Source organism: Pseudomonas rustica (assembly GCF_018336155.1).
GTDB lineage: Bacteria > Pseudomonadota > Gammaproteobacteria > Pseudomonadales > Pseudomonadaceae > Aquipseudomonas > Aquipseudomonas rustica.
Genome location: NZ_JAGYHF010000002.1, coordinates 384,047 through 404,004 on the forward strand (window position 1 = coordinate 384,047; position 19,958 = coordinate 404,004).

Sequence of the window (19,958 nt, forward strand, 5' to 3'; positions counted from 1 at the left end):
TTCCTTTCAAAAATTGAAACTTCAGACAAAACAAAGGCGCTTTACGCGCCTTGTTTTTTTCACGATCGAATTACTTCAGATCGAGCACATCCTGCATGTCATACAGGCCCGGCTCACGGCCGTCGAGCCACAGCGCAGCACGCACCGCGCCCTTGGCGAAGGTCATGCGGCTGGAAGCCTTGTGGGTGATTTCCAGACGCTCGCCCTCACAGGCAAACAGCACGGTGTGATCGCCGACCACATCACCGCCGCGAACCGTGGCAAAACCGATGGTTTCCCGCTCACGCGCACCGGTGTGGCCTTCACGCCCATAGACCGCAACCTTCTGCAGATCACGATCCAGCGCATCGGCAATCACTTCGCCCATGCGCAGCGCGGTACCCGAAGGCGCGTCGATCTTGTGCCGGTGATGAGCTTCGATGATCTCGATGTCAGCCTCATCGCCCAGCACCCGCGCGGTCATCTCGAGCAATTTCAGCGACAGGTTGACCCCGACGCTGAAGTTGGCGGCAAACACGATCGGGATATCTTTCCCGGCATCGGCCAGCAATTGCTTCTGCGCCGCGTCCAGCCCGGTGGTACCGATGACCATGGCTTTGCCTGCCTTGCGGCAGAACGCCAGATTTTTCAGCATCACTTCGGGCAGGGTGAAGTCGATCAATACATCGAACTCTTCAGCCACGGCTTCGATATGAGCGGACAGCGGCACGCCAATACGACCCAGCGAAGCCAGCTCACCGGCATCGACGCCGATCAACGTGCTGCCCGGACGCACCACGGCAGCGGTCAAACCGGTCAGCGGCGCGCGCTGCTGCACGGCTTCGACCAGAATCTTACCCATGCGCCCAGCAGCGCCCATCACAGCTATACGTCGCATGCCGACTCCTTACAGATCGCCGAAGAAGCGCTTCACACCGTCAAACCAACCGGTGGTTTTCGGTGAATGGCTGTTGTCGTCGGCCAGCGAGCTGCGGAATTCTTCCAGCAGTTCGCGCTGACGACGGTTCAGATTCACCGGCGTTTCGACCGCAACGCGGCACATCAGATCGCCTGCACCGCCGCCACGCACCGGCGCTACACCTTTGCCACGCACACGGAACTGCTTGCCGGTCTGGGTGCCTTCAGGGATTTTCAGTTTGACGCGACCGTCGAGGGTCGGGATTTCCAGCTCACCGCCCAATGCTGCGTCGACGAAGCTGATCGGCACTTCGCAGAACAGATGCTTGCCGTCACGCTGGAAGATGTCGTGCTCGCGCACGTTGATGACCACGTACAGATCGCCCGTCGGGCCGCCCTGCGTACCCGCTTCGCCTTCGCCGGACAGACGAATGCGGTCGCCGGTGTCGACGCCGGCCGGTACTTTGACCGACAGGGTTTTGTACTCTTCAACGCGACCGTCACCGTGGCAGGAATCGCACGGATCGGAAATGATCTTGCCTTGGCCATGGCAACGCGGGCAGGTTTGCTGCACCGAGAAGAAGCCTTGCTGCATGCGCACCTGACCGATGCCGCCGCAGGTCGGGCACGTCGATGGCGAGGAGCCTTTCTTGGCACCCGAACCGTCGCACGGCTTGCAGTTGACCAGTGTCGGAACGCGGATATTCACCGACGTGCCGCGCACCGCTTCTTCCAGATTCAGCTCCAGGGTGTAGCGCAGATCACTGCCACGCTGAGCGCCGCCACGACCACCGCCGCGACCGCCACCGAAGAAATCACTGAAGACATCGCCAAAGATGTCAGAGAAGTTCTGACCGCCAAAACCGGCACCGCCGCCGCCCATGCTTGGGTCAACGCCGGCATGACCGTACTGGTCGTAAGCCGCACGCTTGCTGGAATCGGACAGCACTTCGTAGGCCTCGTTGGCCTCTTTGAACAGTTCTTCCGACGCTTTGTCATCGGGATTACGGTCCGGGTGATGCTTCATCGCCAGACGACGGTAGGCCTTCTTCAGGTCTGCATCGCTTGAGCCACGCTCAACACCCAACACTTCGTAATAGTCACGCTTTGCCATAAGTCTTCTGCACTCTTGAGGACGTCCGGCAAACCCCTCCTGAGGATCGCCAAACTCGTTGAGCCCCAATACAGGCCCGGACCCAACTCACGTCAATTCAACGATCCTGGTCTTTGATTCTGCGGTACTTGCGGCGCGAAAAGCAGGAGCATTCCCGGCCATACCGCCAGCATCCGAACGTTGTCGCATGCTGTAAAAATTCGCGTATTCCAGATACGCCAACGCGGGAGCTAGCTCCCGCGCGGCGACATCCTACCAGTCACTGCCCGAAGGCAGTCAACCGGCCGACCAACAACTTACTTGTGGTCTTTGACTTCTTCGAACTCTGCATCGACAACGTCGTCAGCCTTCTCAGCCGATTCGCCTTGCGGGGCTGCGCCATCAGCTGGCTGAGCCTGTTCGGCGTACATCTTCTGAGCAACCGGAGCGGAGACTTTCGACAGCTCTTCAACCTTCGCTTCGATAGCAGCCTTGTCGTCGCCTTTGACAGCGGCTTCCAGAGCAACCACAGCCGCTTCGATCGCAGTCTTCTCTTCGGCGGTGACTTTGTCGCCCGCGTCAGCAACCATTTTGCGAGTCGAGTGAACCAGTGCATCACCCTGGTTACGGGCAGCGGCCAGTTCTTCGAACTTGCGGTCTTCTTCCGCGTTGACTTCAGCATCACGAATCATTTGCTGAATTTCGTCATCGGACAGACCGGAGTTGGCCTTGATCACGATCGACTGAGTCTTGCCGGTAGCCTTGTCTTTCGCGCCGACGTGCAGGATGCCGTTGGCGTCGATGTCGAAGGTTACTTCGATCTGTGGCACGCCACGTGGAGCAGGTGGAATGTCCGCCAGGTCGAACTTGCCCAAGGACTTGTTCTGAGTGGCTTGCTTACGCTCACCCTGCAGCACGTGAATGGTCACAGCGCCCTGGTTGTCGTCGGCAGTCGAGAACACTTGCGATTTCTTGGTAGGAATCGTGGTGTTTTTCTCGATCAGCGCGGTCATCACGCCACCCATGGTTTCGATACCCAGGGTCAGCGGGCTGACGTCGAGCAGCAGAACGTCTTTCACGTCACCGGCCAGAACAGCGCCCTGAATCGCAGCACCCATGGCAACAGCTTCGTCCGGGTTCACGTCTTTACGTGCTTCTTTACCGAAGAAATCGGTTACCAGCTTCTGTACCAGCGGCATACGGGTCTGACCACCGACCAGAATCACGTCGTTGATCGCGCCAACGTCCAGACCAGCGTCTTTCATGGCGATGCGGCAAGGTTCGATGGTGCGCTGAACCAGGTCTTCAACCAGTGCTTCAAGCTTGGCACGCGAGATTTTCACGTTCAGGTGCTTAGGACCGGTCGCATCTGCAGTGATGTACGGCAGGTTAACGTCGGTCGACTGGCTCGAGGACAGTTCGATCTTGGCTTTCTCAGCGGCTTCTTTCAGGCGCTGCATCGCCAGCGGGTCACCTTTGAGGTTCATGCCGCTTTCTTTCTTGAATTCGTCGACGAGGTAGTCGATCAGACGAATGTCAAAGTCTTCACCGCCCAGGAACGTGTCACCGTTGGTGGCCAACACTTCGAACTGGTGCTCGCCGTCAACTTCAGCGATTTCGATCACGGAGACGTCGAAAGTACCGCCACCCAGGTCATAAACGATCACGGTGTGATCGCCCTTGGCCTTGTCCATACCGTAAGCCAGAGCGGCTGCGGTTGGTTCGTTGATGATACGTTTTACGTCCAGACCCGCGATGCGGCCGGCGTCTTTGGTCGCCTGACGCTGGCTGTCGTTGAAGTAGGCCGGAACGGTAATGACCGCTTCAGTCACTGGCTCGCCGAGGTAGTCTTCGGCGGTCTTCTTCATCTTCTTCAGAATTTCAGCCGAGATTTGTGGCGGCGCCATTTTCTGGCCGTTCACTTCAACCCAAGCGTCGCCGTTGTCAGCCTTGGCGATCTTGTACGGCACCATCTGAATGTCTTTCTGCACAACTTCTTCGTCGAAACGACGACCGATCAGACGCTTAACTGCGTACAGAGTGTTGTGCGGGTTGGTCACAGCCTGACGCTTGGCCGACTGACCTACCAGGATTTCGCCATCGTTGGCGTAAGCGATGATCGACGGCGTGGTACGCGCGCCTTCAGCGTTTTCAATAACTTTTGCTTTGCCGTTTTCCAGCACGGAGACGCAGGAGTTGGTGGTCCCCAGGTCGATACCGATAATTTTGCCCATGTTAACTCTCCCGAAACTTTGGATTTGGATGCCGCAGCAGTGGTGGCTGACTGCGGTAGCACTTAAACGCTTGACTTCTAAATGGGGGCCTTGCGGCTAATTTCAAGCCTTCTCGTCAATCGAAGGCGAAATTGGCGCAGGCGCCTTGCTGACCACAACCATGGCCGGGCGCAACAGGCGACCGTTGAGCTGGTAGCCCTTCTGAAACACCTTCAGAACGCTGTTCGGTTCTACGTCGGCGCTTTCTTGTGCAGCCATCGCCTGATGGTAAACAGCGTTGAACGGTTCGCCATGCGGATCGATCGCTTCAAGCTGATAACGCTTGAGGGTGTCGTGGAACATTTTCAGCGTCAGCTCGATGCCTTCACGCATCGGACGGATGCTTTCGTCGTCCGGGTTCGACAACTCGAGACCTCGCTCCAGACTGTCGACGATCGGCAGCAGGTCACTGGCGAATTTCTCCAGGGCGAATTTGTGCGCCTTTTCGACGTCCAGTTCGGCACGGCGGCGGACGTTCTGCAGATCGGCAGCTACGCGCAGAGATTGATCTTGCGCTGCGGCCAATTGCTCTTCGAGCACTTGCACACGGGTCGCCAGGTCATCACTCGAACCTTCCGGCGCCTGAGGGGCATCTGGGTTTTGCGTATCTACTGTCTGTTCGTCAGCCATAGAATTCTCCTTTCAATTTCTTCCGCGAGCCTGACCCGCGCTTCTGTCCCGATATATGGGGCCGCAAAATCAGGCTTCAAGGGCCTTCAAGCATTAACCCTACAAAAAAGTGCCGCATTCTCATTCCCTGATGCGCTAAGAAGTTTTGCGGTTCAAGCAAATCGAGCTAAGCGAGGGCATTGTCAGGCCGAAACAAAACACTGTATAAATAACCAGACCTAAAGCCTGGGAGCGGCCTTTATGCTGGTGCACCTGTCCGTACATAACTACGCCATCGTTGAACATCTCGATCTCGAACTTGATCGCGGGATGAGCGTGATCACAGGGGAAACCGGCGCCGGCAAGTCGATCATGCTCGACGCCCTCGGCCTGACCCTGGGCGATCGTGCCGACAGCGGCGTGGTTCGCCCGGGCGCCGACAAGGCCGACATCCTCGCGACGTTCGATCTGGTCGACATCCCCGAGGCCAGCGCCTGGCTGGCCGAGCGCGATCTGGACATCGACGGCCCGTGCATCCTCCGTCGGGTCATCACCAGCGAAGGCCGTTCGCGGGGCTACATCAACGGCACGCCCTGCCCGCTCGGCGACCTCAAGTCCCTTGGCGAATTGCTGATCGATATCCACAGCCAGCATGAACACCAGTCGCTGCTGAAAACCGATACCCATCGCCGTTTGCTCGACGAATACGCCGGCGCGACCGATCTGGCCCGTCAGGTTCAACTGGCTGCGCAGCGCTGGCGCCAGACCCGTCAGGAACTGGAGCGCCTTTCCAATTCCGGTGACGAACAACGCGCGCGCCATCAACTGCTCAGCTATCAGCTCGAAGAACTGGAAAACCTCGGTCTCGGCGATAACGAACTGGAGCAACTGGAGCAGGAACACAAAAACCTGACCAACGCCGAAACCTTGCTGGGCATTTGCCGGCAAGTGGTCGAGCAATGCAGCGAAAGTGACTCGGGTAATGTCCTGAACGCACTGACCGCCAGTCTCAATCGCCTGTCGAGCGTGAATAATTCGGTCGGTGCTCTGGGCGAAGCCAGCAGCTTGCTGACCAGCGCGCAGATTCAGGTTGAAGAGGCGGTGGGCGAACTCAATCGATTCCTCGACAACTTCGATGCCGATCCGGCACGCCTGCAATATCTGGAAGAACGCCTCGACGCTATTTATACGCTAGCGCGCAAACACCGAATCCAGCCGACTGAAGTCGCGGAAATGCAGCAGAAGCTGCTGGATGAAATCGAAACCCTGAATGCCAACGATGAATCCATCGAGCGTCTGGGTGATGAGCTGGCGTCCTACGCCCGTCATTATCAAGAGAAGGCCCGCGAGCTGAGCGATTTGCGCCATCAGGCCGCCGGCAGCCTTGCCAGTGCAGTGGAACAAGAGATTCAGCGTCTGGGCATGCCCGGCGGCCGATTCACCATCGAGCTGCGCGCCAACAGCAGTGACGAACTGCTGCCGAACGGGTTGGAGCAGGTTGAGCTGCTGGTTAGCGCCAACCCTGGACAACCATTGAAGGCGTTGGCGAAAGTGGCCTCGGGCGGTGAGCTGTCGCGGATCAGCCTGGCGATTCAGGTGATCACTGCGCAGACATCCCGGGTGCCAACGCTGGTATTCGACGAAGTGGACGTGGGCATTGGTGGCCCGACGGCTGAAATTGTCGGCCAGTTGCTACGTCGCTTGGGTGAACGCGGGCAGGTACTGACGGTGACGCACTTGCCGCAGGTGGCCGCGCAGGGTCATCAGCACCTGTTTGTGCACAAGGTGCGTGGCGATGAGGCAACCCACACAGCTGTGTCCAAGCTGAGCAAGACCGAACGAATAGAAGAAGTCGCACGGATGCTCGGCGGCATCGATCTGACCAAGGAATCGTTGGCTCACGCGAAAAAAATGGTGGTTACCGCGAAAGTTTAAGATTTTGAAACAATAGAAAGCACGAAGGCGACCCTTGGGTCGCCTTCGCTCGTTTCGCGAACCTGAATTCGCGCGACATGCTTACTTTTTCTTGCGGACGTACAGCACAAGGTTGTGATCAACCATCTCAAAGCCATGCTTCTCGACGATCGACTTCTGAAGTTTTTCGATTTCTTCGTCGAAGAACTCGATCACTTCACCGGTTTCCACGTTGACCATATGGTCGTGGTGGCCACCGTCAGCCAGTTCGAATACCGCGTGGCCGCCGTCGAAGTTGTGACGGACCACCAGGCCAGCTGCTTCGAACTGGGTCAGAACACGGTAAACCGTGGCCAGACCGACGTCCTCGCCAGCTTCCATCAACGCCTTGTAGACGTCCTCGGCACTCATGTGACGCTGCTCGGTAGAGTCGAGCATTTGCAGGATCTTGACCCGTGGCAGGGTCACTTTGAGGCCGGCTTTGCGTAGTTCGCTATTTTCAACCATGGTCAGCTTTCTCGCGATGCTGCTTCGCAGCTTCTCTTAATGCGGGTATGATCGGCGTTTACGTTGTCCCAGCCAAGATAGTGGAAGTCGCCCACCGATGCAAAACACCAAGCTCTTGCTAACCAGTTTCACCTTTGTGGGACTGCTCGCACTCGCCGGTTGTTCATTCCCCGGGGTTTACAAAATCGACATCCAGCAGGGCAATGTCGTCACGCAGGATATGATAGACCAGTTACGCCCGGGAATGACCCGGCCGCAAGTACGGTTTATTATGGGTAACCCCCTGCTGACCGACACGTTCCATGCCGATCGCTGGGATTACCTGTATAGCCTGCAACCGGGTGGCGGTGAACGCCAACAGGAACGCGTCAGCGTTATCTTCAATTCTAACGACCAGCTTGTCAGCTTGTCCGGTGATTTTATGCCGGGCGTCAGCCGTGACGAAGCCATTCTCGGTAAGGACAGTGGCACTAACGTGACTGCTCCTGCTGAAAACACCGAGAAGCCAGCACCGGAAAAACCGGTCAAGCCAGGTTCCTTGCTGGATCAGATCCAGAAGGACGTCGATGGTGTGGAAACCGTTCCGGTTCCGACACCAGAGCCGCTGGACACCACGCCGCAATAATTTGCGACGCAATAAAAAACCCGGAAATTCCGGGTTTTTTATTGTCTGGCGTTTGGCATCTTAAAGATTTCGGGCTTTTGCCTCAGCCGCTTTGGCTGCACGCAAGCGTCGAACTTCTTTCGGATCAGCGAGCAGAGGGCGGTAAATCTCAATGCGCTCCCCCGCCTGAATCACCCGCGAATTGGGATCCGGCACGACCTTGCCGAAAATCCCCAACGGACATTCCGCCAGATTCAGCTCAGGAAACTCATCAGCAATCCCCGAAGCGAGCACCGCAGCACGCACTGTCGTGCCCTCTGCCACGCTGACCGTGCCCAGAACCTGGCGATCAACCGCGGCATACACCACTTCTATCTCGATCACCGGCTTAACCATGCATCTGCTTGGCGCGCTGGCAGAACGCATCCACCAACGTGTTGGCAGCCTGATTGAACAGCGGCCCCAACGTCGCACGCACCAGCGGCCCGGCGTAATCGAACGATAAATCCAGGCTGATCTTGCAGGCCTTCTCGTTCAACGCTTTGAATACCCAGACGCCGTGCAACTGATTGAACGGGCCTTCCTCAAGATTCATCTCGATCGACTGCCCCGGCACCAGCGTATTGCGCGTGACGAAATGCTGACTCAGCCCGCCCTTCGCCACGCCAACACTGGCGCGCATGTGCTCAGGCGAGCTTTCCAGCACCTCGGCCGCCGAGCACCACGGCAGAAATTCCGGGTAACGCGCCACGTCGTTGACCAGGTCGTAAAGGAATTGCGCCGGGTATGGCAACAGGGCTGAGCGTTGAATATGAGTCGTCATGTAAGCGTTACTTCCAGAGCTGAGCGGCAAACACTACAACAATGCCGATTGGCGCCACGTAGCGCATCAAGAACAGAGACAGGGCAAACAGTTTCGGGTTGCGGATCGACAACTCGTCACGCACCGCTTCACGCCCCATCACCCATCCGGCGAACAATACAAAACACAGGCCACCGAGCGGTAACATGATCCGCGAGGTGAAGAAATCGATCACACCGAAGAAGTCCAGACCGCTCTTCGCACCCCATTGGTAGAGATGGAACAGACCGTCTTCGTTCACGAAAAATTTGGCTTCCTTCCAGATATTGAAGGAAAACACCGTGCCCAAACCGACGAACCAGCAGGTGAACGCCAACCAGAACGTCACCCAGGCGCGGCTGACTTTGGTGCGTTCAACCAGATACGCCACCATCGGTTCGAGCAAAGAAATCGCCGAACTCCAGGCCGCAACGGCGACCAGCACGAAGAACACCACGCCCATCAATTGGCCGAAGGCTACGTTACCAAAGGCAAATGGCAGGCTGACGAACATCAGGCCCGGGCCTTCGCTCGGGTTCAGGCCGGCAGCGAAGACGATCGGGAACAACGCCAGACCGGCGACCAGCGAGACAAAGGTATCAAGCAGCGCCACGCCGACCACCGTGCCGGACAGCGACGCGTTCTTCGGCATGTATGCGCCGTAGATCATGATCGAGCCGACGCCAACGCTTAGCGAGAAGAACGCGTGGCCCATCGCAGGCAACAGACCGTCGAGGACTTTTTCCGGATGGAAGTCGAACATGAAATGCACGCCTTCCATGAAATGCCCGGTGGTCATGCTGTAACCGAGCAACACCAGCACCATCACAAACAGCAACGGCATCATGATGCGCAGGCTGCGTTCCAGCCCGGCGACCACGCCTTTGGCGATGACGAAGGCGGACAGCAGCATAAAAATCGTGTGCCAAAGTGTCAGGCGCCATGGATCGGCGATGACATTGCCGAAATACGCACCGACTTGATCGGCCGTCGCGCCCTGGAAGTCGCCGTGCCCCATGTCGACGATGTAATCCAGCGACCAGCCGCCGACCACACTATAGAAAGACAGGATCAGCAATGCCGTGATCATCCCGGCAAACGCGCCCCACGACCATTTGGCCGAGTGCCCGGCTTCCAGCGCCAATACCTTCAAGGCGTTCGCCGGACTCTGCCGTGCGCGGCGGCCAATCAGGGTTTCAGCGAGCATGACCGGGATGCCGATCAGGGCGATACACGCCAGAAACATCAGTACAAACGCACCGCCGCCGTAGACCCCGACCATGTAGGGGAATTTCCAGATACTACCCAGTCCCACGGCCGAACCGGTCGCGGCGAGTATGAATACCCAGCGGCTAGCCCAACTGCCGTGGACAGAAACCTTGTCTGTCGACATCGTTTATCACGCCCAAGCGTTAGAAAAAGAGGCCGCATTGTCCGGGATTCACTCAACCTGCTCAAGCACGCAGCATCACCGTAGCCGACGGCCGTTTATCTCCATATAATGCCGCCCCTATGGCTAAACAGAAGAAACACCCAACAGGGACCATCGCGCAGAACAAAAAGGCGCGACACGATTACTTCATCGAGCATAAGTTCGAGGCTGGTCTGGTCCTGGCCGGCTGGGAAGTAAAAAGTCTGCGGGCAAGCAAGCTACAGCTGGTTGACAGCTATGTCCTGCTCAAGGATGGCGAAGCGTGGCTGCTCGGTAGCCACATCACGCCTCTGATGACCGCAAGTACCCACGTCATCGCTGACCCGGTGCGCACACGCAAATTGCTGCTCAACCGCCGCGAGCTGGAAAAGCTCGCCGCGATGGTGCAGCAAAAGGGTTACGCCTGCGTCTGCCTGTCCTGGTACTGGAGCAAGCACATGGTCAAGTGCGAGATTGCTCTGGGCAAGGGCAAGAAGGAATACGACAAGCGTGACACCGAGCGCGAGCGCGACGCCGGTCGTGAGCTGCAGCGTGCTGTGCGCAACAAGGGCAAGGAAGACTAGTCTTCGCCTTTGAAAGCAAAGATCGTCCGATCGCGGCCCGAGCCTTCGGCAGCTCCTACACAGGAATTCGCATTTCCCTGTAGGAGCTGCCGCAGGCTGCGATCTTTTGCTTTAAAAAATCACATGCCCTTGCGCCGCTCCGCCCGAGCCATGCGCTGAACCTCCTGCCGCACCTCTTCCAGCACTTCCTGCACATACAGAATGTGTCGGCTGGAGACTTCCCGCGCTTGCTCCGCGCGACCTTCAATAATCGCCAGATACAATTCCCGATGCTGGGTGATCAGCATGTCGCGGGTTTCCGTGCGCTGCTTGTACATGCCGCCAATGTTGGTCACCACGTTGCGCTTGAGCAGATCAAACAAGCCACGAATGGTGTGCAGCAACACCGCGTTATGACTGGCTTCAGCAATCGCCAGATGGAATTTCGCATCCGCCGCGCCTTCTTCCACCCGACTGACTTCATCGTGGCGCGAATAGCAATCCTGCAACTCATCGAACGCCGCCGTCAGCCGTTCACGATCGACGTCTGTCGCGCGCAATGCTGCGTAATACGCACACGATGCCTCGAGGGTGTGGCGAAACTCGAGCAAGTCGCGCTGCGCTTCAGGATTATTTTCGAGCAGATGCAGCAGCGGATCGCTGAACGTCGAGCCCAGGCTTTCCACCACATAATTGCCGCCGCCCTGACGGCTGACCAGCAAGCCTTTGGCCGCGAGCTTCTGAATCGCCTCACGCAATGACGGACGCGACACGCCAAATTGCTCGGCCAGCGTGCGCTCCGCCGGAAGCCGTTCACCGGACTTCAGCGTGCCCTCAAGGATCATCCCCTCGAGTCGCTCGACAATATCGTCAGACAAACGGCGCTGACGTATCTGATCAAACCCCATAACTCACTTCTCCACGATCCCGACCGCTCGCCGGGCTCTCTATTCTGGCCTATCGGCGCCTTGCCGACACCTACCAGACGCCACTTCGTCAAAGCGGATCAGACGCGATCTGCGCTGCACGTTCGACAAAAGTTTTAGGGCGACAAATTGACACACCGACACCAAGGCTTTTACCCTAGCGAACAGCGATTGTAAATTGGTCTTACCAATTAACCAAGAACGCTGACAGTGCCTGACCAACAACAATTAGGGGCCACCCCATATGCAAACCTGGCAACAGCTCTACAGCCCGCTCGGCAGTCTCGGCGTGTCCGCACTCGCGGCCGTCATCCCCATCGTGTTCTTTTTCCTCGCGCTGGCGGTGTTCCGTCTCAAGGGCCACGTGGCCGGGAGCATCACCCTCGCCCTGTCGATTGCCGTGGCGATCTTCGCGTTTCAAATGCCGGTCGACATGGCTTTCGCCGCCGCCGGTTATGGTTTCGCCTACGGTTTGTGGCCGATTGCCTGGATCATTGTCGCGGCGGTGTTCCTCTACAAACTGACGGTGAAAAGTGGTCAGTTCGAGGTCATTCGCAGTTCGGTGTTATCGATTACTGACGACCAGCGCCTGCAAGTGCTGCTGATCGGTTTCTGCTTCGGGGCGTTCCTGGAAGGTGCCGCCGGTTTCGGCGCGCCCGTGGCGATTACCGCCGCGCTACTTGTCGGGTTGGGCTTCAACCCGCTCTACGCCGCAGGCCTGTGCCTGATCGCCAACACCGCACCGGTTGCGTTCGGCGCCTTGGGGATCCCGATCATCGTTGCCGGTCAAGTGACCGGAATTGACGCGTTCAAGATCGGCGCCATGACCGGTCGCCAACTGCCGCTGCTGTCGCTGTTCGTGCCGTTCTGGCTGGTGTTCATGATGGACGGCCTGCGCGGCGTTCGTGAAACCTGGCCGGCTGCATTGGTCGCGGGCCTGAGCTTCGCCATCACCCAATACTTCACATCGAACTTCATCGGCCCGGAACTGCCAGACATCACTTCGGCGCTGGCGAGCCTGATTTCCCTGACCCTGTTCCTCAAAGTCTGGCAACCGAAACGCACCGCCGGCGCACAAATCGCAGGCGCTACCTCCAGCGCAGCGATTACCGCCAGCGTCGGTGGTTTCGGCCAGAAGCGCACCACCGTGGCTTCGCCTTACAGCCTCGGGGAAATTTTCAAAGCGTGGTCACCATTCCTGATCCTCACCGTGCTGGTAACGATCTGGACGCTGAAGCCTTTCAAAGCGATGTTCGCCGCTGGCGGCTCGATGTACAGCTGGGTGTTCAACTTCGCAATTCCGCACCTTGATCAACTGGTGATCAAGACCGCACCGATCGTTGCTGCGCCAACCGCGATTCCAGCGGTGTTCAAACTCGATCCGATTTCCGCGACCGGCACGGCGATTTTCTTCTCGGCGCTGATCTCGATGCTGGTGCTGAAGATCAATTTCAAAACTGGTCTGACCACTTTGAAAGAGACTTTCTACGAACTGCGCTGGCCTATTCTGTCGATCGGCATGGTGTTGGCGTTTGCTTTCGTCACCAATTATTCCGGCATGTCCTCGACCATGGCCCTCGTGCTGGCCGGCACTGGCGCGGCGTTCCCGTTCTTCTCGCCGTTCCTCGGCTGGCTCGGCGTGTTCTTGACCGGTTCCGATACATCGTCCAACGCACTGTTCAGTTCGCTGCAAGCGACCACCGCGCACCAGATCGGCGTCAATGACGTCCTGCTGGTCGCAGCGAACACCAGCGGCGGCGTGACCGGCAAAATGATCTCGCCCCAATCGATCGCCGTGGCCTGCGCCGCGACCGGTTTGGTCGGCAAGGAATCGGATCTGTTCCGCTTCACCCTCAAGCACAGCCTATTCTTTGCAACGATTGTCGGTCTGATCACCCTGGCTCAGGCCTACTGGTTCACCGGCATGCTGGTGCACTAAACCTACAAGAACCACGGAAAAAACCGACGCCGGTTCGTGATGCCGGCGTCAGCAATTCACCACCCGGTCTGTAAGGCTGCTGAAAGCAACACTCTCTATATTCAGCAGCCTCAGCGGACGGATAAACGGGTTCACCCGGAGACACGCCTGATGAGCGAGCTTTTTTACAACGCTGTGCCGAACGCGACCCGCGTGGCACCGCCACTGCCCGAACCTCGGCAATACCCCAGCGAGAAACCGTCGCGGGTTTATCTGTTCGGGACGTGCGTGGTTGATCTGTTCTACCCCGAAGCCGGGATGGACGCGATCCACTTGCTGGAGCGCGAAGGGATTCGGGTCGAGTACCCGCAAGGGCAGAGCTGCTGCGGCCAACCCGCCTACACCTCGGGTTACACCGAGCAGGCGCGGACGGTAGCGCGCTCGCAACTGGCGCTGTTTGCCGGCGATTATCCGGTGGTGGTGCCGTCGGGTTCCTGCGCGGGCATGCTGCGCGAGCATTACGCCGACTTGTTCAAGGACGAGCCGGACACGTTGAAACAGGTTCAGGCCCTCGCGGCCCGCACCTATGAACTGGCCGAGTTTCTGCTGTTCGTCTGCAAGGTGCAGCTCAAGGACAGCGGCGAACCGGTCAAAGTCGCGCTGCACACTTCGTGTTCGGCACGCCGCGAAATGAACACCCACCTGCACGGTCGCGAGTTGTTGGCGCAGTTGAGCAACGTGGAACGGGTCAACCACGACCACGAAAGCGAATGCTGTGGCTTCGGCGGAACATTCAGCGTCCGTATGCCAGACATTTCCGGCGCGATGGTGGTTGACAAGACCCGCTCGCTGAAGAATTCCGGCGCGCATCAGGTGTTGAGCGCCGACTGTGGCTGTTTGATGAACATCAACGGCGCATTGGAGAAACAAAAAGAAACGCTACGCGGGCAACATCTCGCCAGCTTTCTTTGGCAACGAACCGGAGGTGCGCAATGAGCACTTCCGCGATTATTCCTACGGTCGCCGTAGAAGAAGATTTCCGCACCCGAGCCCACAACGCCTTGGGCGATCAGCAGTTGCGGAACAACTTCCGCACTGCGATGGATTCATTGATGACCAAACGGGCAGCCGCTTTCAGCGATGCCCACGAAAGAGAACACTTGCGTGCTCTGGGCAACTCGATCAGAGCCCGCGCGCTCTCCAAGTTGCCCGACCTGCTCGAGCAACTGGAAACAAACCTGACCCGCAACGGTGTGACAGTGCACTGGGCGGAAACGGTGGACGAGGCCAATGGCATCGTCTTATCGATCATCCGTGCTCACGAGGCGCGGCAAGTGATCAAGGGCAAATCGATGGTCAGCGAAGAGATGGAGATGAACCATTTCCTCGAGGCTCAAGGCATTGAATGCCTGGAGTCCGATATGGGGGAATACATCGTCCAGCTCGACCACGAGAAGCCTTCACACATCATTATGCCGGCGATCCACAAGAATGCCGGTCAGGTCGCGTCCTTGTTCCACGACAAACTTGGCGTGGAATACACCAAGGACGTTGACCAACTCATTCAGATCGGTCGCAGAGTCCTGCGGCAGAAATTCTTCGAAGCGGACATCGGCGTCTCCGGTGTCAACTTCGCCGTCGCCGAAACCGGCACCCTGCTGCTGGTGGAAAACGAAGGCAACGGCCGTATGACCACCACCGTGCCGCCGGTGCACATCGCCGTCACCGGCATCGAAAAGGTTGTGGAAAACTTGCGCGACGTGGTGCCGTTACTGTCGCTGCTGACACGCTCGGCGCTGGGCATTCCGATCACCACTTACGTCAACATGATCTCCGGCCCGCGCAAGGAGCACGAACTCGACGGCCCGCAGGAAGTGCATCTTGTGCTGCTCGACAACGGTCGCAGCCAGGCATTCGCCGACAGTGAATTGCGTCAGACCTTGAACTGCATCCGCTGTGGCGCCTGCATGAACCATTGCCCGGTATACACCCGCGTCGGTGGTCACACTTATGGCGAGGTGTATCCGGGGCCGATTGGCAAAATCATCACGCCGCACATGGTTGGCCTGGCCAAGGTTCCGGATCACCCGAGCGCGTCATCGCTGTGCGGTGCCTGCGGTGAAGTCTGCCCGGTAAAAATTCCCATCCCGGCAATCCTGCGGCGCTTGCGCGAAGAAAACGTCAAAGCCCCGGACAGTCCCCATCAAGTGATGCGCGGTCAGGGCAGCAAGTATTCGCGCAAGGAACGTTTTATCTGGAACGCCTGGGCCAGGCTCAATAGCTCGCCAACCTTGTATCGATTGTTCGGATTCTTCGCCACGCGCCTGCGGGCGCTGACGCCAAGCAACGTCGGCCCGTGGACACAAAACCACAGCGCACCAAAACCCGCCGCCCGCTCACTGCACGACATGGCCCGCGAGCATCTGGCCAAACAGGGAGATCGCTGATGAGCGCCAAGCAAAATATCCTCGGCAAACTGCGGAAAAGTCTGACCGGCGCCACGCCGATTGCCGACGACTTCGATGTCGATCTGGTGACGCGGCCTTACACCTACAGCGCCGAACAACGCATCCCGCAACTGCGCAAACTGATGGAAGCGGTGCACACCGAAATTCACATGACTTCGGGCGAAGAATGGCCGGCGCTGCTCGCGCAATTGCTGCGCGATCGTCAGCTACCGAGCCTGTTGATTGCACCGACTACCGCCCACGGGCAGAAAATCACACAACACTGGGCGAACAAACCTGACCTGCCGACGCTGAAATCCTACGACCGTCCAATGGAAGAATGGAAAGCCGAGCTGTTCAACGACACCCCGGCCAGCCTCACTGGCACCCTCGGCGCTATCGCCGCCACTGGCAGTCTGATCCTGTGGCCAACCCGCGAAGAACCACGGCTGATGAGTCTGGTACCACCGGTGCATTTCGCGCTGCTCAAGGCCAGCGAAATCCGCGACAACTTCTATCAGGTGCAACAGGAATTCGAGTGGGCGCAAGGCATGCCGACTAACGCATTACTCGTGTCCGGCCCGTCGAAAACCGCCGACATTGAACAAGTGCTGGCCTACGGCGCCCACGGCCCGAAAGACCTCGTGGTGCTGATCCTGGAGGACCAATGACGCTTCCAGTGAATTTCCTGCGTGATGCGCAGCAACTGATTCCGGCCGAGCGCCGGTTTGATGATCCGTTATCGACGCTGGCCTTCGGCACCGATGCGAGTTTTTATCGGCTGATTCCGCAGTTGGTGATCCGCGTTGAATCTGAAGACGAGGTCGTGGCGCTGCTGAAGTTGGCTCAACGTGACCATGTCCCGGTGACGTTCCGCGCGGCGGGTACCAGTCTGTCCGGGCAGGCAATCAGCGATTCCGTGTTGATTGTGCTTGGGGATAACTGGAACGCTCGCGAGATCCGTGGCCAAGGCAAACAAATCCGTCTGCAACCGGGCGTGATCGGTGCGCAAGCCAATGCGTGGCTGGCGCCGTTCGGACGCAAGATCGGCCCGGATCCGGCGTCGATCAATGCCTGTAAAATCGGCGGCATCGTCGCCAACAACGCCAGCGGTATGTGCTGCGGCACCGCGCAAAACACCTATCACACGCTGGCCGGCATTCGTCTGGTGCTGGCCGATGGCACACGGCTCGATACCGAAGACGCGGCGAGTGTCGCGGCATTCCACGCCAGCCACGGCGAACTGCTTGAACGCTTGGCGACTTTAGGCCGCGAGACCCGCGCCAACGCCGAACTCGCTGCACGAATTCGCCACAAATACCGTCTGAAAAATACCACCGGCCTGTCACTCAACGCCCTGGTGGATTTCGATGAGCCTGTGGATATCTTGAGCCACTTGCTGGTCGGCTCCGAAGGCACGCTCGGTTTCATCAGCGCGGTGACGTACGACACGGTAATCGATCACCCGAACAAGGCCTCGGCGCTGATCGTCTTCCCCGATGTGCAAACCTGCTGCAACGCGGTTACCGTGCTGAAAAGCCAACCGGTGTCCGCCGTAGAACTGCTGGATCGCCGCAGTCTGCGCTCGGTGCAAGACAAACCGGGTATGCCCGCTTTCGTACAACAACTGTCGAACAATGCCTGCGCGCTACTGATCGAATCCCGCGCGGCGACCTCTGCACTCCTACAGGAACAACTGGCGCAAATCATGGCGTCGCTCGGTGGTTTCCCGGTGGAGAAGCAGGTCGACTTCACCGAAGACCCCGCCGAGAACGCCAAGCTCTGGGCCATTCGCAAAGACACCTTCCCTGCCGTCGGCGCCGTACGTAAAACCGGCACCACGGTGATCATCGAAGACGTGACGTTCCCGGTCGAACAATTGGCCATCGGCGTGAATCGCTTGATCGAGTTGTTCGACAAACATTCCTACGACGAAGCGATCCTTTTCGGACACGCGCTGGAAGGTAATCTGCACTTTGTCTTCACTCAAGGCTTCAACAATCCGGAAGAAGTCGCACGCTATCAAGCGTTCATGGATGACGTCGCGCAACTGGTCGCTGTGGAGTTCGGCGGCTCGCTGAAAGCCGAGCACGGCACCGGGCGCAACATGGCGCCGTTCGTGGAACTGGAATGGGGCAGCGACGCTTACCAACTGATGTGGCAACTGAAACGTCTGCTCGACCCGAACGGAATTCTCAACCCGGACGTGGTGCTCAGCGAAGATCCGCAGATCCATCTCAAGCACTTGAAGCCACTGCCGGCGGCCGATGAGATTGTGGATAAGTGCATCGAGTGCGGCTTCTGCGAACCGGTCTGCCCGTCGAAAGGACTGACCCTGAGCCCGCGCCAACGCATCGTGATCTGGCGCGATATTCAGGCGAAAAAACGTGCCGGCGTCGACACCACCGAACTGGAACAAGCCTACGAATACCAAGGCATCGAAACCTGCGCCGCCACCGGTCTCTGCGCACAACGTTGTCCTGTAGGCATCAATACCGGCGAGCTGGTGAAAAAGCTCCGTGGCCGACACGCAACGCATCAGAAAACGGCTGACTGGATTGAAGGAAATTTCGCCAAGACTCTGCAGGGCGCACGCTTCACTCTGCATGTCGCTAATGGTGCGCGGATGATGCTCGGCGCGCCGCGTCTGGCGAAACTGTCGGCAACGCTGACGCGCCTGTCCAAAGGCCAGGTGCCGTTGTGGACAAATGCGATGCCGCAACCGGAGAAAGCCATTCGCTTCAGCCCGAGTGTGTCGGACGAACGCCCGCGTGTGGTGTATCTGGCCGCGTGTGTCTCGCGGGTCATGGGGCCTGCGGCGGGGGATAAAGAGCAGATGTCGCTCTACGACAAAACCCGTGGTCTGCTGGAAAAGGCCGGTTACCAAGTGGTCTTCCCGGACAATCAGGACAACCTCTGCTGCGGTCAGCCCTTCGCCTCAAAAGGCTACGCCGAGCAAGCCGAACACAAGCGTCAGGAGTTGATCAGCGCCCTGCTCCACGCCAGTCGCGGCGGTCTCGATCCGATTTATTGCGACACCAGCCCATGCACGTTGCGCCTGGTGCAGGACGTAGGAGAAACCCGTCTCGATCTGTACGACCCGGTGCGCTTCATTCGTACGCATCTTCTCGATCGACTGGATTTCACCCCGCAAGACGCACCGATTGCCGTGCATGTGACCTGCAGCACCCAGCACCTGGGTGAAAGCCAAGCGTTGATCGATCTGGCGCGCAAATGCAGCAAAACCGTGGTGATTCCGGAAGGCATTCATTGCTGCGGATTTGCTGGCGACAAGGGCTTCACCACGCCGGAGTTGAACAGCCATTCGCTACGCACTTTGAAGGACGCGGTGCAGCATTGCAGTGAAGGAATATCCACCAGCCGCACCTGCGAAATCGGCCTGACGCAACACGGCGGCATCGACTATCACGGCCTGGTTTACCTGGTCGATCGGGTCACTCAGGCGAAGGCCTGCTGAAGAAAATCAGAACCCTTGCGCAAGACCGCAGTCCACAGAACAGGCCCCGAACACTCGGGGCCGTTCCTTCTTTCGGTGACCGGCACTCAGGGTCAGCGAAGTCTGGATCCCTCAGCGCAAGGAGATACACATGAAACGTTCTGTACTGCTCGGTCTGTTCGTTACTGCCTCGGTGATGGCGTCGACTTCGTTTGCCGCCGGACCAGACAGCCTGTGCGAAGCCAATCTGCAAACCATCAATAATGCGAAATCGGAGTATCAGACTTCATCGGAGCTGAACGCGCGCGTCTCCGCCAGTGTGGCGAAAGCCCAGGCCCTCAAGGCCCAAGGCAAGATTGACGACTGCGTCGCGGAAACCCAGCAAACGATACTGGAAATCCAGAAAACCTCGGGTGACACCAAGAAGTGATCGTGAGCAGGCGTTTTGATACCAGATGTAAAAAAAACCGAATTCCTGCGTAGCGCGGCGGTCGATTG

General features: G+C 58.4%; 18 protein-coding genes. 9 read left to right on the forward strand and 9 right to left on the reverse strand.

Annotation, left to right across the window (positions count from 1 at the left end):
* Window positions 1-70: 70 nt before the first annotated feature.
* The 4 genes from dapB to grpE all read right to left on the reverse strand — a co-directional run bounded on the left by dapB (window position 71) and on the right by grpE (window position 4,893).
* A complete protein-coding gene (dapB, locus tag KFS80_RS04845) occupies window positions 71-877 on the reverse strand; it encodes a 4-hydroxy-tetrahydrodipicolinate reductase (protein ID WP_053117021.1) in 807 nt (268 codons plus the stop codon).
* 9 nt (window positions 878-886) lie between these two features.
* Entirely contained in the window at window positions 887-2,011 is a 1,125-nt protein-coding gene (gene dnaJ / locus KFS80_RS04850) for a molecular chaperone DnaJ (RefSeq protein WP_053117020.1), read from the reverse strand.
* Between the two features lie 296 nt (window positions 2,012-2,307).
* Window positions 2,308-4,224, reverse strand: coding sequence for a molecular chaperone DnaK (gene dnaK / locus KFS80_RS04855; RefSeq protein ID WP_158830202.1), 1,917 nt, complete (start codon window positions 4,222-4,224; stop codon window positions 2,308-2,310).
* Between the two features lie 102 nt (window positions 4,225-4,326).
* Window positions 4,327-4,893, reverse strand: coding sequence for a nucleotide exchange factor GrpE (grpE, locus tag KFS80_RS04860; protein WP_053117018.1), 567 nt, complete (start codon window positions 4,891-4,893; stop codon window positions 4,327-4,329).
* A gap of 240 nt (window positions 4,894-5,133) precedes the next feature.
* Between grpE and recN the strand changes: the two genes are divergently transcribed.
* Window positions 5,134-6,807 carry a DNA repair protein RecN gene (recN, locus tag KFS80_RS04865; RefSeq protein WP_212544102.1) on the forward strand — a complete coding sequence of 558 codons (1,674 nt, stop codon included), beginning with the start codon at window positions 5,134-5,136 and terminating at the stop codon, window positions 6,805-6,807.
* 81 nt (window positions 6,808-6,888) lie between these two features.
* On the opposite strand, the gene fur is transcribed toward recN, so the two are convergent.
* Window positions 6,889-7,293 carry a ferric iron uptake transcriptional regulator gene (gene fur / locus KFS80_RS04870; protein ID WP_008088309.1) on the reverse strand — a complete coding sequence of 135 codons (405 nt, stop codon included), beginning with the start codon at window positions 7,291-7,293 and terminating at the stop codon, window positions 6,889-6,891.
* A gap of 97 nt (window positions 7,294-7,390) precedes the next feature.
* Between fur and KFS80_RS04875 the strand changes: the two genes are divergently transcribed.
* Complete coding sequence (locus KFS80_RS04875) at window positions 7,391-7,918, forward strand: outer membrane protein assembly factor BamE (protein ID WP_053117016.1); 528 nt, start codon at window positions 7,391-7,393, stop codon at window positions 7,916-7,918.
* A gap of 60 nt (window positions 7,919-7,978) precedes the next feature.
* On the opposite strand, the gene KFS80_RS04880 is transcribed toward KFS80_RS04875, so the two are convergent.
* Genes KFS80_RS04880 through KFS80_RS04890 form a run of 3 tightly spaced genes read right to left on the reverse strand, consistent with a single transcriptional unit; the run spans window position 7,979 to window position 10,131 of the window.
* Complete coding sequence (locus tag KFS80_RS04880; RefSeq protein ID WP_212544103.1) at window positions 7,979-8,293, reverse strand: RnfH family protein; 315 nt, start codon at window positions 8,291-8,293, stop codon at window positions 7,979-7,981.
* Window positions 8,286-8,720, reverse strand: a complete 435-nt coding sequence (locus KFS80_RS04885; protein WP_007915213.1) for a type II toxin-antitoxin system RatA family toxin — start codon at window positions 8,718-8,720, stop codon at window positions 8,286-8,288. The genes KFS80_RS04880 and KFS80_RS04885 overlap by 8 nt, the downstream gene beginning before the upstream one ends.
* Window positions 8,721-8,727: 7 nt before the next feature.
* On the reverse strand, window positions 8,728-10,131 hold the full coding sequence (locus KFS80_RS04890) for a sodium-dependent transporter (RefSeq protein WP_212544104.1): 1,404 nt from the start codon (window positions 10,129-10,131) through the stop codon (window positions 8,728-8,730).
* Between the two features lie 119 nt (window positions 10,132-10,250).
* On the opposite strand from KFS80_RS04890, the gene smpB reads away from it, so the two are divergent.
* Window positions 10,251-10,733: an SsrA-binding protein SmpB gene (gene smpB / locus KFS80_RS04895; protein WP_008088297.1), complete on the forward strand. Its 483-nt coding sequence runs from the start codon at window positions 10,251-10,253 to the stop codon at window positions 10,731-10,733.
* 119 nt (window positions 10,734-10,852) lie between these two features.
* Here the strand turns inward: smpB and KFS80_RS04900 are convergent, their stop codons facing one another.
* The gene (locus KFS80_RS04900; protein WP_212544105.1) at window positions 10,853-11,620 is read right to left on the reverse strand and encodes an FCD domain-containing protein; all 768 of its coding nucleotides are present in this window, start codon (window positions 11,618-11,620) and stop codon (window positions 10,853-10,855) included.
* Between the two features lie 262 nt (window positions 11,621-11,882).
* Here KFS80_RS04900 and KFS80_RS04905 point away from each other — a divergent pair, with 262 nt between their 5' ends.
* The 6 genes from KFS80_RS04905 to KFS80_RS04930 all read left to right on the forward strand — a co-directional run bounded on the left by KFS80_RS04905 (window position 11,883) and on the right by KFS80_RS04930 (window position 19,890).
* A complete protein-coding gene (locus KFS80_RS04905) occupies window positions 11,883-13,577 on the forward strand; it encodes a lactate permease LctP family transporter (RefSeq protein WP_159812888.1) in 1,695 nt (564 codons plus the stop codon).
* Window positions 13,578-13,727: 150 nt separating this feature from the next.
* Window positions 13,728-14,552, forward strand: coding sequence for a (Fe-S)-binding protein (locus KFS80_RS04910; protein ID WP_212544106.1), 825 nt, complete (start codon window positions 13,728-13,730; stop codon window positions 14,550-14,552).
* Window positions 14,549-16,003 carry a LutB/LldF family L-lactate oxidation iron-sulfur protein gene (locus KFS80_RS04915; RefSeq protein ID WP_212544107.1) on the forward strand — a complete coding sequence of 485 codons (1,455 nt, stop codon included), beginning with the start codon at window positions 14,549-14,551 and terminating at the stop codon, window positions 16,001-16,003. The genes KFS80_RS04910 and KFS80_RS04915 overlap by 4 nt, the downstream gene beginning before the upstream one ends.
* On the forward strand, window positions 16,003-16,674 hold the full coding sequence (locus KFS80_RS04920) for a LutC/YkgG family protein (protein WP_212544108.1): 672 nt from the start codon (window positions 16,003-16,005) through the stop codon (window positions 16,672-16,674). Before KFS80_RS04915 ends, KFS80_RS04920 begins: the two co-directional genes overlap by 1 nt.
* On the forward strand, window positions 16,671-19,481 hold the full coding sequence (locus tag KFS80_RS04925; RefSeq protein ID WP_212544109.1) for an FAD-binding and (Fe-S)-binding domain-containing protein: 2,811 nt from the start codon (window positions 16,671-16,673) through the stop codon (window positions 19,479-19,481). The genes KFS80_RS04920 and KFS80_RS04925 overlap by 4 nt, the downstream gene beginning before the upstream one ends.
* A gap of 130 nt (window positions 19,482-19,611) precedes the next feature.
* Window positions 19,612-19,890, forward strand: coding sequence for a hypothetical protein (locus KFS80_RS04930; RefSeq protein ID WP_053117007.1), 279 nt, complete (start codon window positions 19,612-19,614; stop codon window positions 19,888-19,890).
* Window positions 19,891-19,958: the final 68 nt, after the last annotated feature.

Excerpts from the sequence above, each read along its gene's own strand:
- dapB (WP_053117021.1), bottom strand. The coding sequence starts at position 877 with ATGCGACGTATAGCTGTGATGGGCGCTGCTGGGCGCATGGGTAAGATT.
- dnaJ (WP_053117020.1), bottom strand. The coding sequence starts at position 2,011 with ATGGCAAAGCGTGACTATTACGAAGTGTTGGGTGTTGAGCGTGGCTCA.
- dnaK (WP_158830202.1), bottom strand. The coding sequence starts at position 4,224 with ATGGGCAAAATTATCGGTATCGACCTGGGGACCACCAACTCCTGCGTC.
- grpE (WP_053117018.1), bottom strand. The coding sequence starts at position 4,893 with ATGGCTGACGAACAGACAGTAGATACGCAAAACCCAGATGCCCCTCAG.
- recN (WP_212544102.1), top strand. The coding sequence starts at position 5,134 with ATGCTGGTGCACCTGTCCGTACATAACTACGCCATCGTTGAACATCTC.
- fur (WP_008088309.1), bottom strand. The coding sequence starts at position 7,293 with ATGGTTGAAAATAGCGAACTACGCAAAGCCGGCCTCAAAGTGACCCTG.
- KFS80_RS04875 (WP_053117016.1), top strand. The coding sequence starts at position 7,391 with ATGCAAAACACCAAGCTCTTGCTAACCAGTTTCACCTTTGTGGGACTG.
- KFS80_RS04880 (WP_212544103.1), bottom strand. The coding sequence starts at position 8,293 with ATGGTTAAGCCGGTGATCGAGATAGAAGTGGTGTATGCCGCGGTTGAT.
- KFS80_RS04885 (WP_007915213.1), bottom strand. The coding sequence starts at position 8,720 with ATGACGACTCATATTCAACGCTCAGCCCTGTTGCCATACCCGGCGCAA.
- KFS80_RS04890 (WP_212544104.1), bottom strand. The coding sequence starts at position 10,131 with ATGTCGACAGACAAGGTTTCTGTCCACGGCAGTTGGGCTAGCCGCTGG.
- smpB (WP_008088297.1), top strand. The coding sequence starts at position 10,251 with ATGGCTAAACAGAAGAAACACCCAACAGGGACCATCGCGCAGAACAAA.
- KFS80_RS04900 (WP_212544105.1), bottom strand. The coding sequence starts at position 11,620 with ATGGGGTTTGATCAGATACGTCAGCGCCGTTTGTCTGACGATATTGTC.
- KFS80_RS04905 (WP_159812888.1), top strand. The coding sequence starts at position 11,883 with ATGCAAACCTGGCAACAGCTCTACAGCCCGCTCGGCAGTCTCGGCGTG.
- KFS80_RS04910 (WP_212544106.1), top strand. The coding sequence starts at position 13,728 with ATGAGCGAGCTTTTTTACAACGCTGTGCCGAACGCGACCCGCGTGGCA.
- KFS80_RS04915 (WP_212544107.1), top strand. The coding sequence starts at position 14,549 with ATGAGCACTTCCGCGATTATTCCTACGGTCGCCGTAGAAGAAGATTTC.
- KFS80_RS04920 (WP_212544108.1), top strand. The coding sequence starts at position 16,003 with ATGAGCGCCAAGCAAAATATCCTCGGCAAACTGCGGAAAAGTCTGACC.
- KFS80_RS04925 (WP_212544109.1), top strand. The coding sequence starts at position 16,671 with ATGACGCTTCCAGTGAATTTCCTGCGTGATGCGCAGCAACTGATTCCG.
- KFS80_RS04930 (WP_053117007.1), top strand. The coding sequence starts at position 19,612 with ATGAAACGTTCTGTACTGCTCGGTCTGTTCGTTACTGCCTCGGTGATG.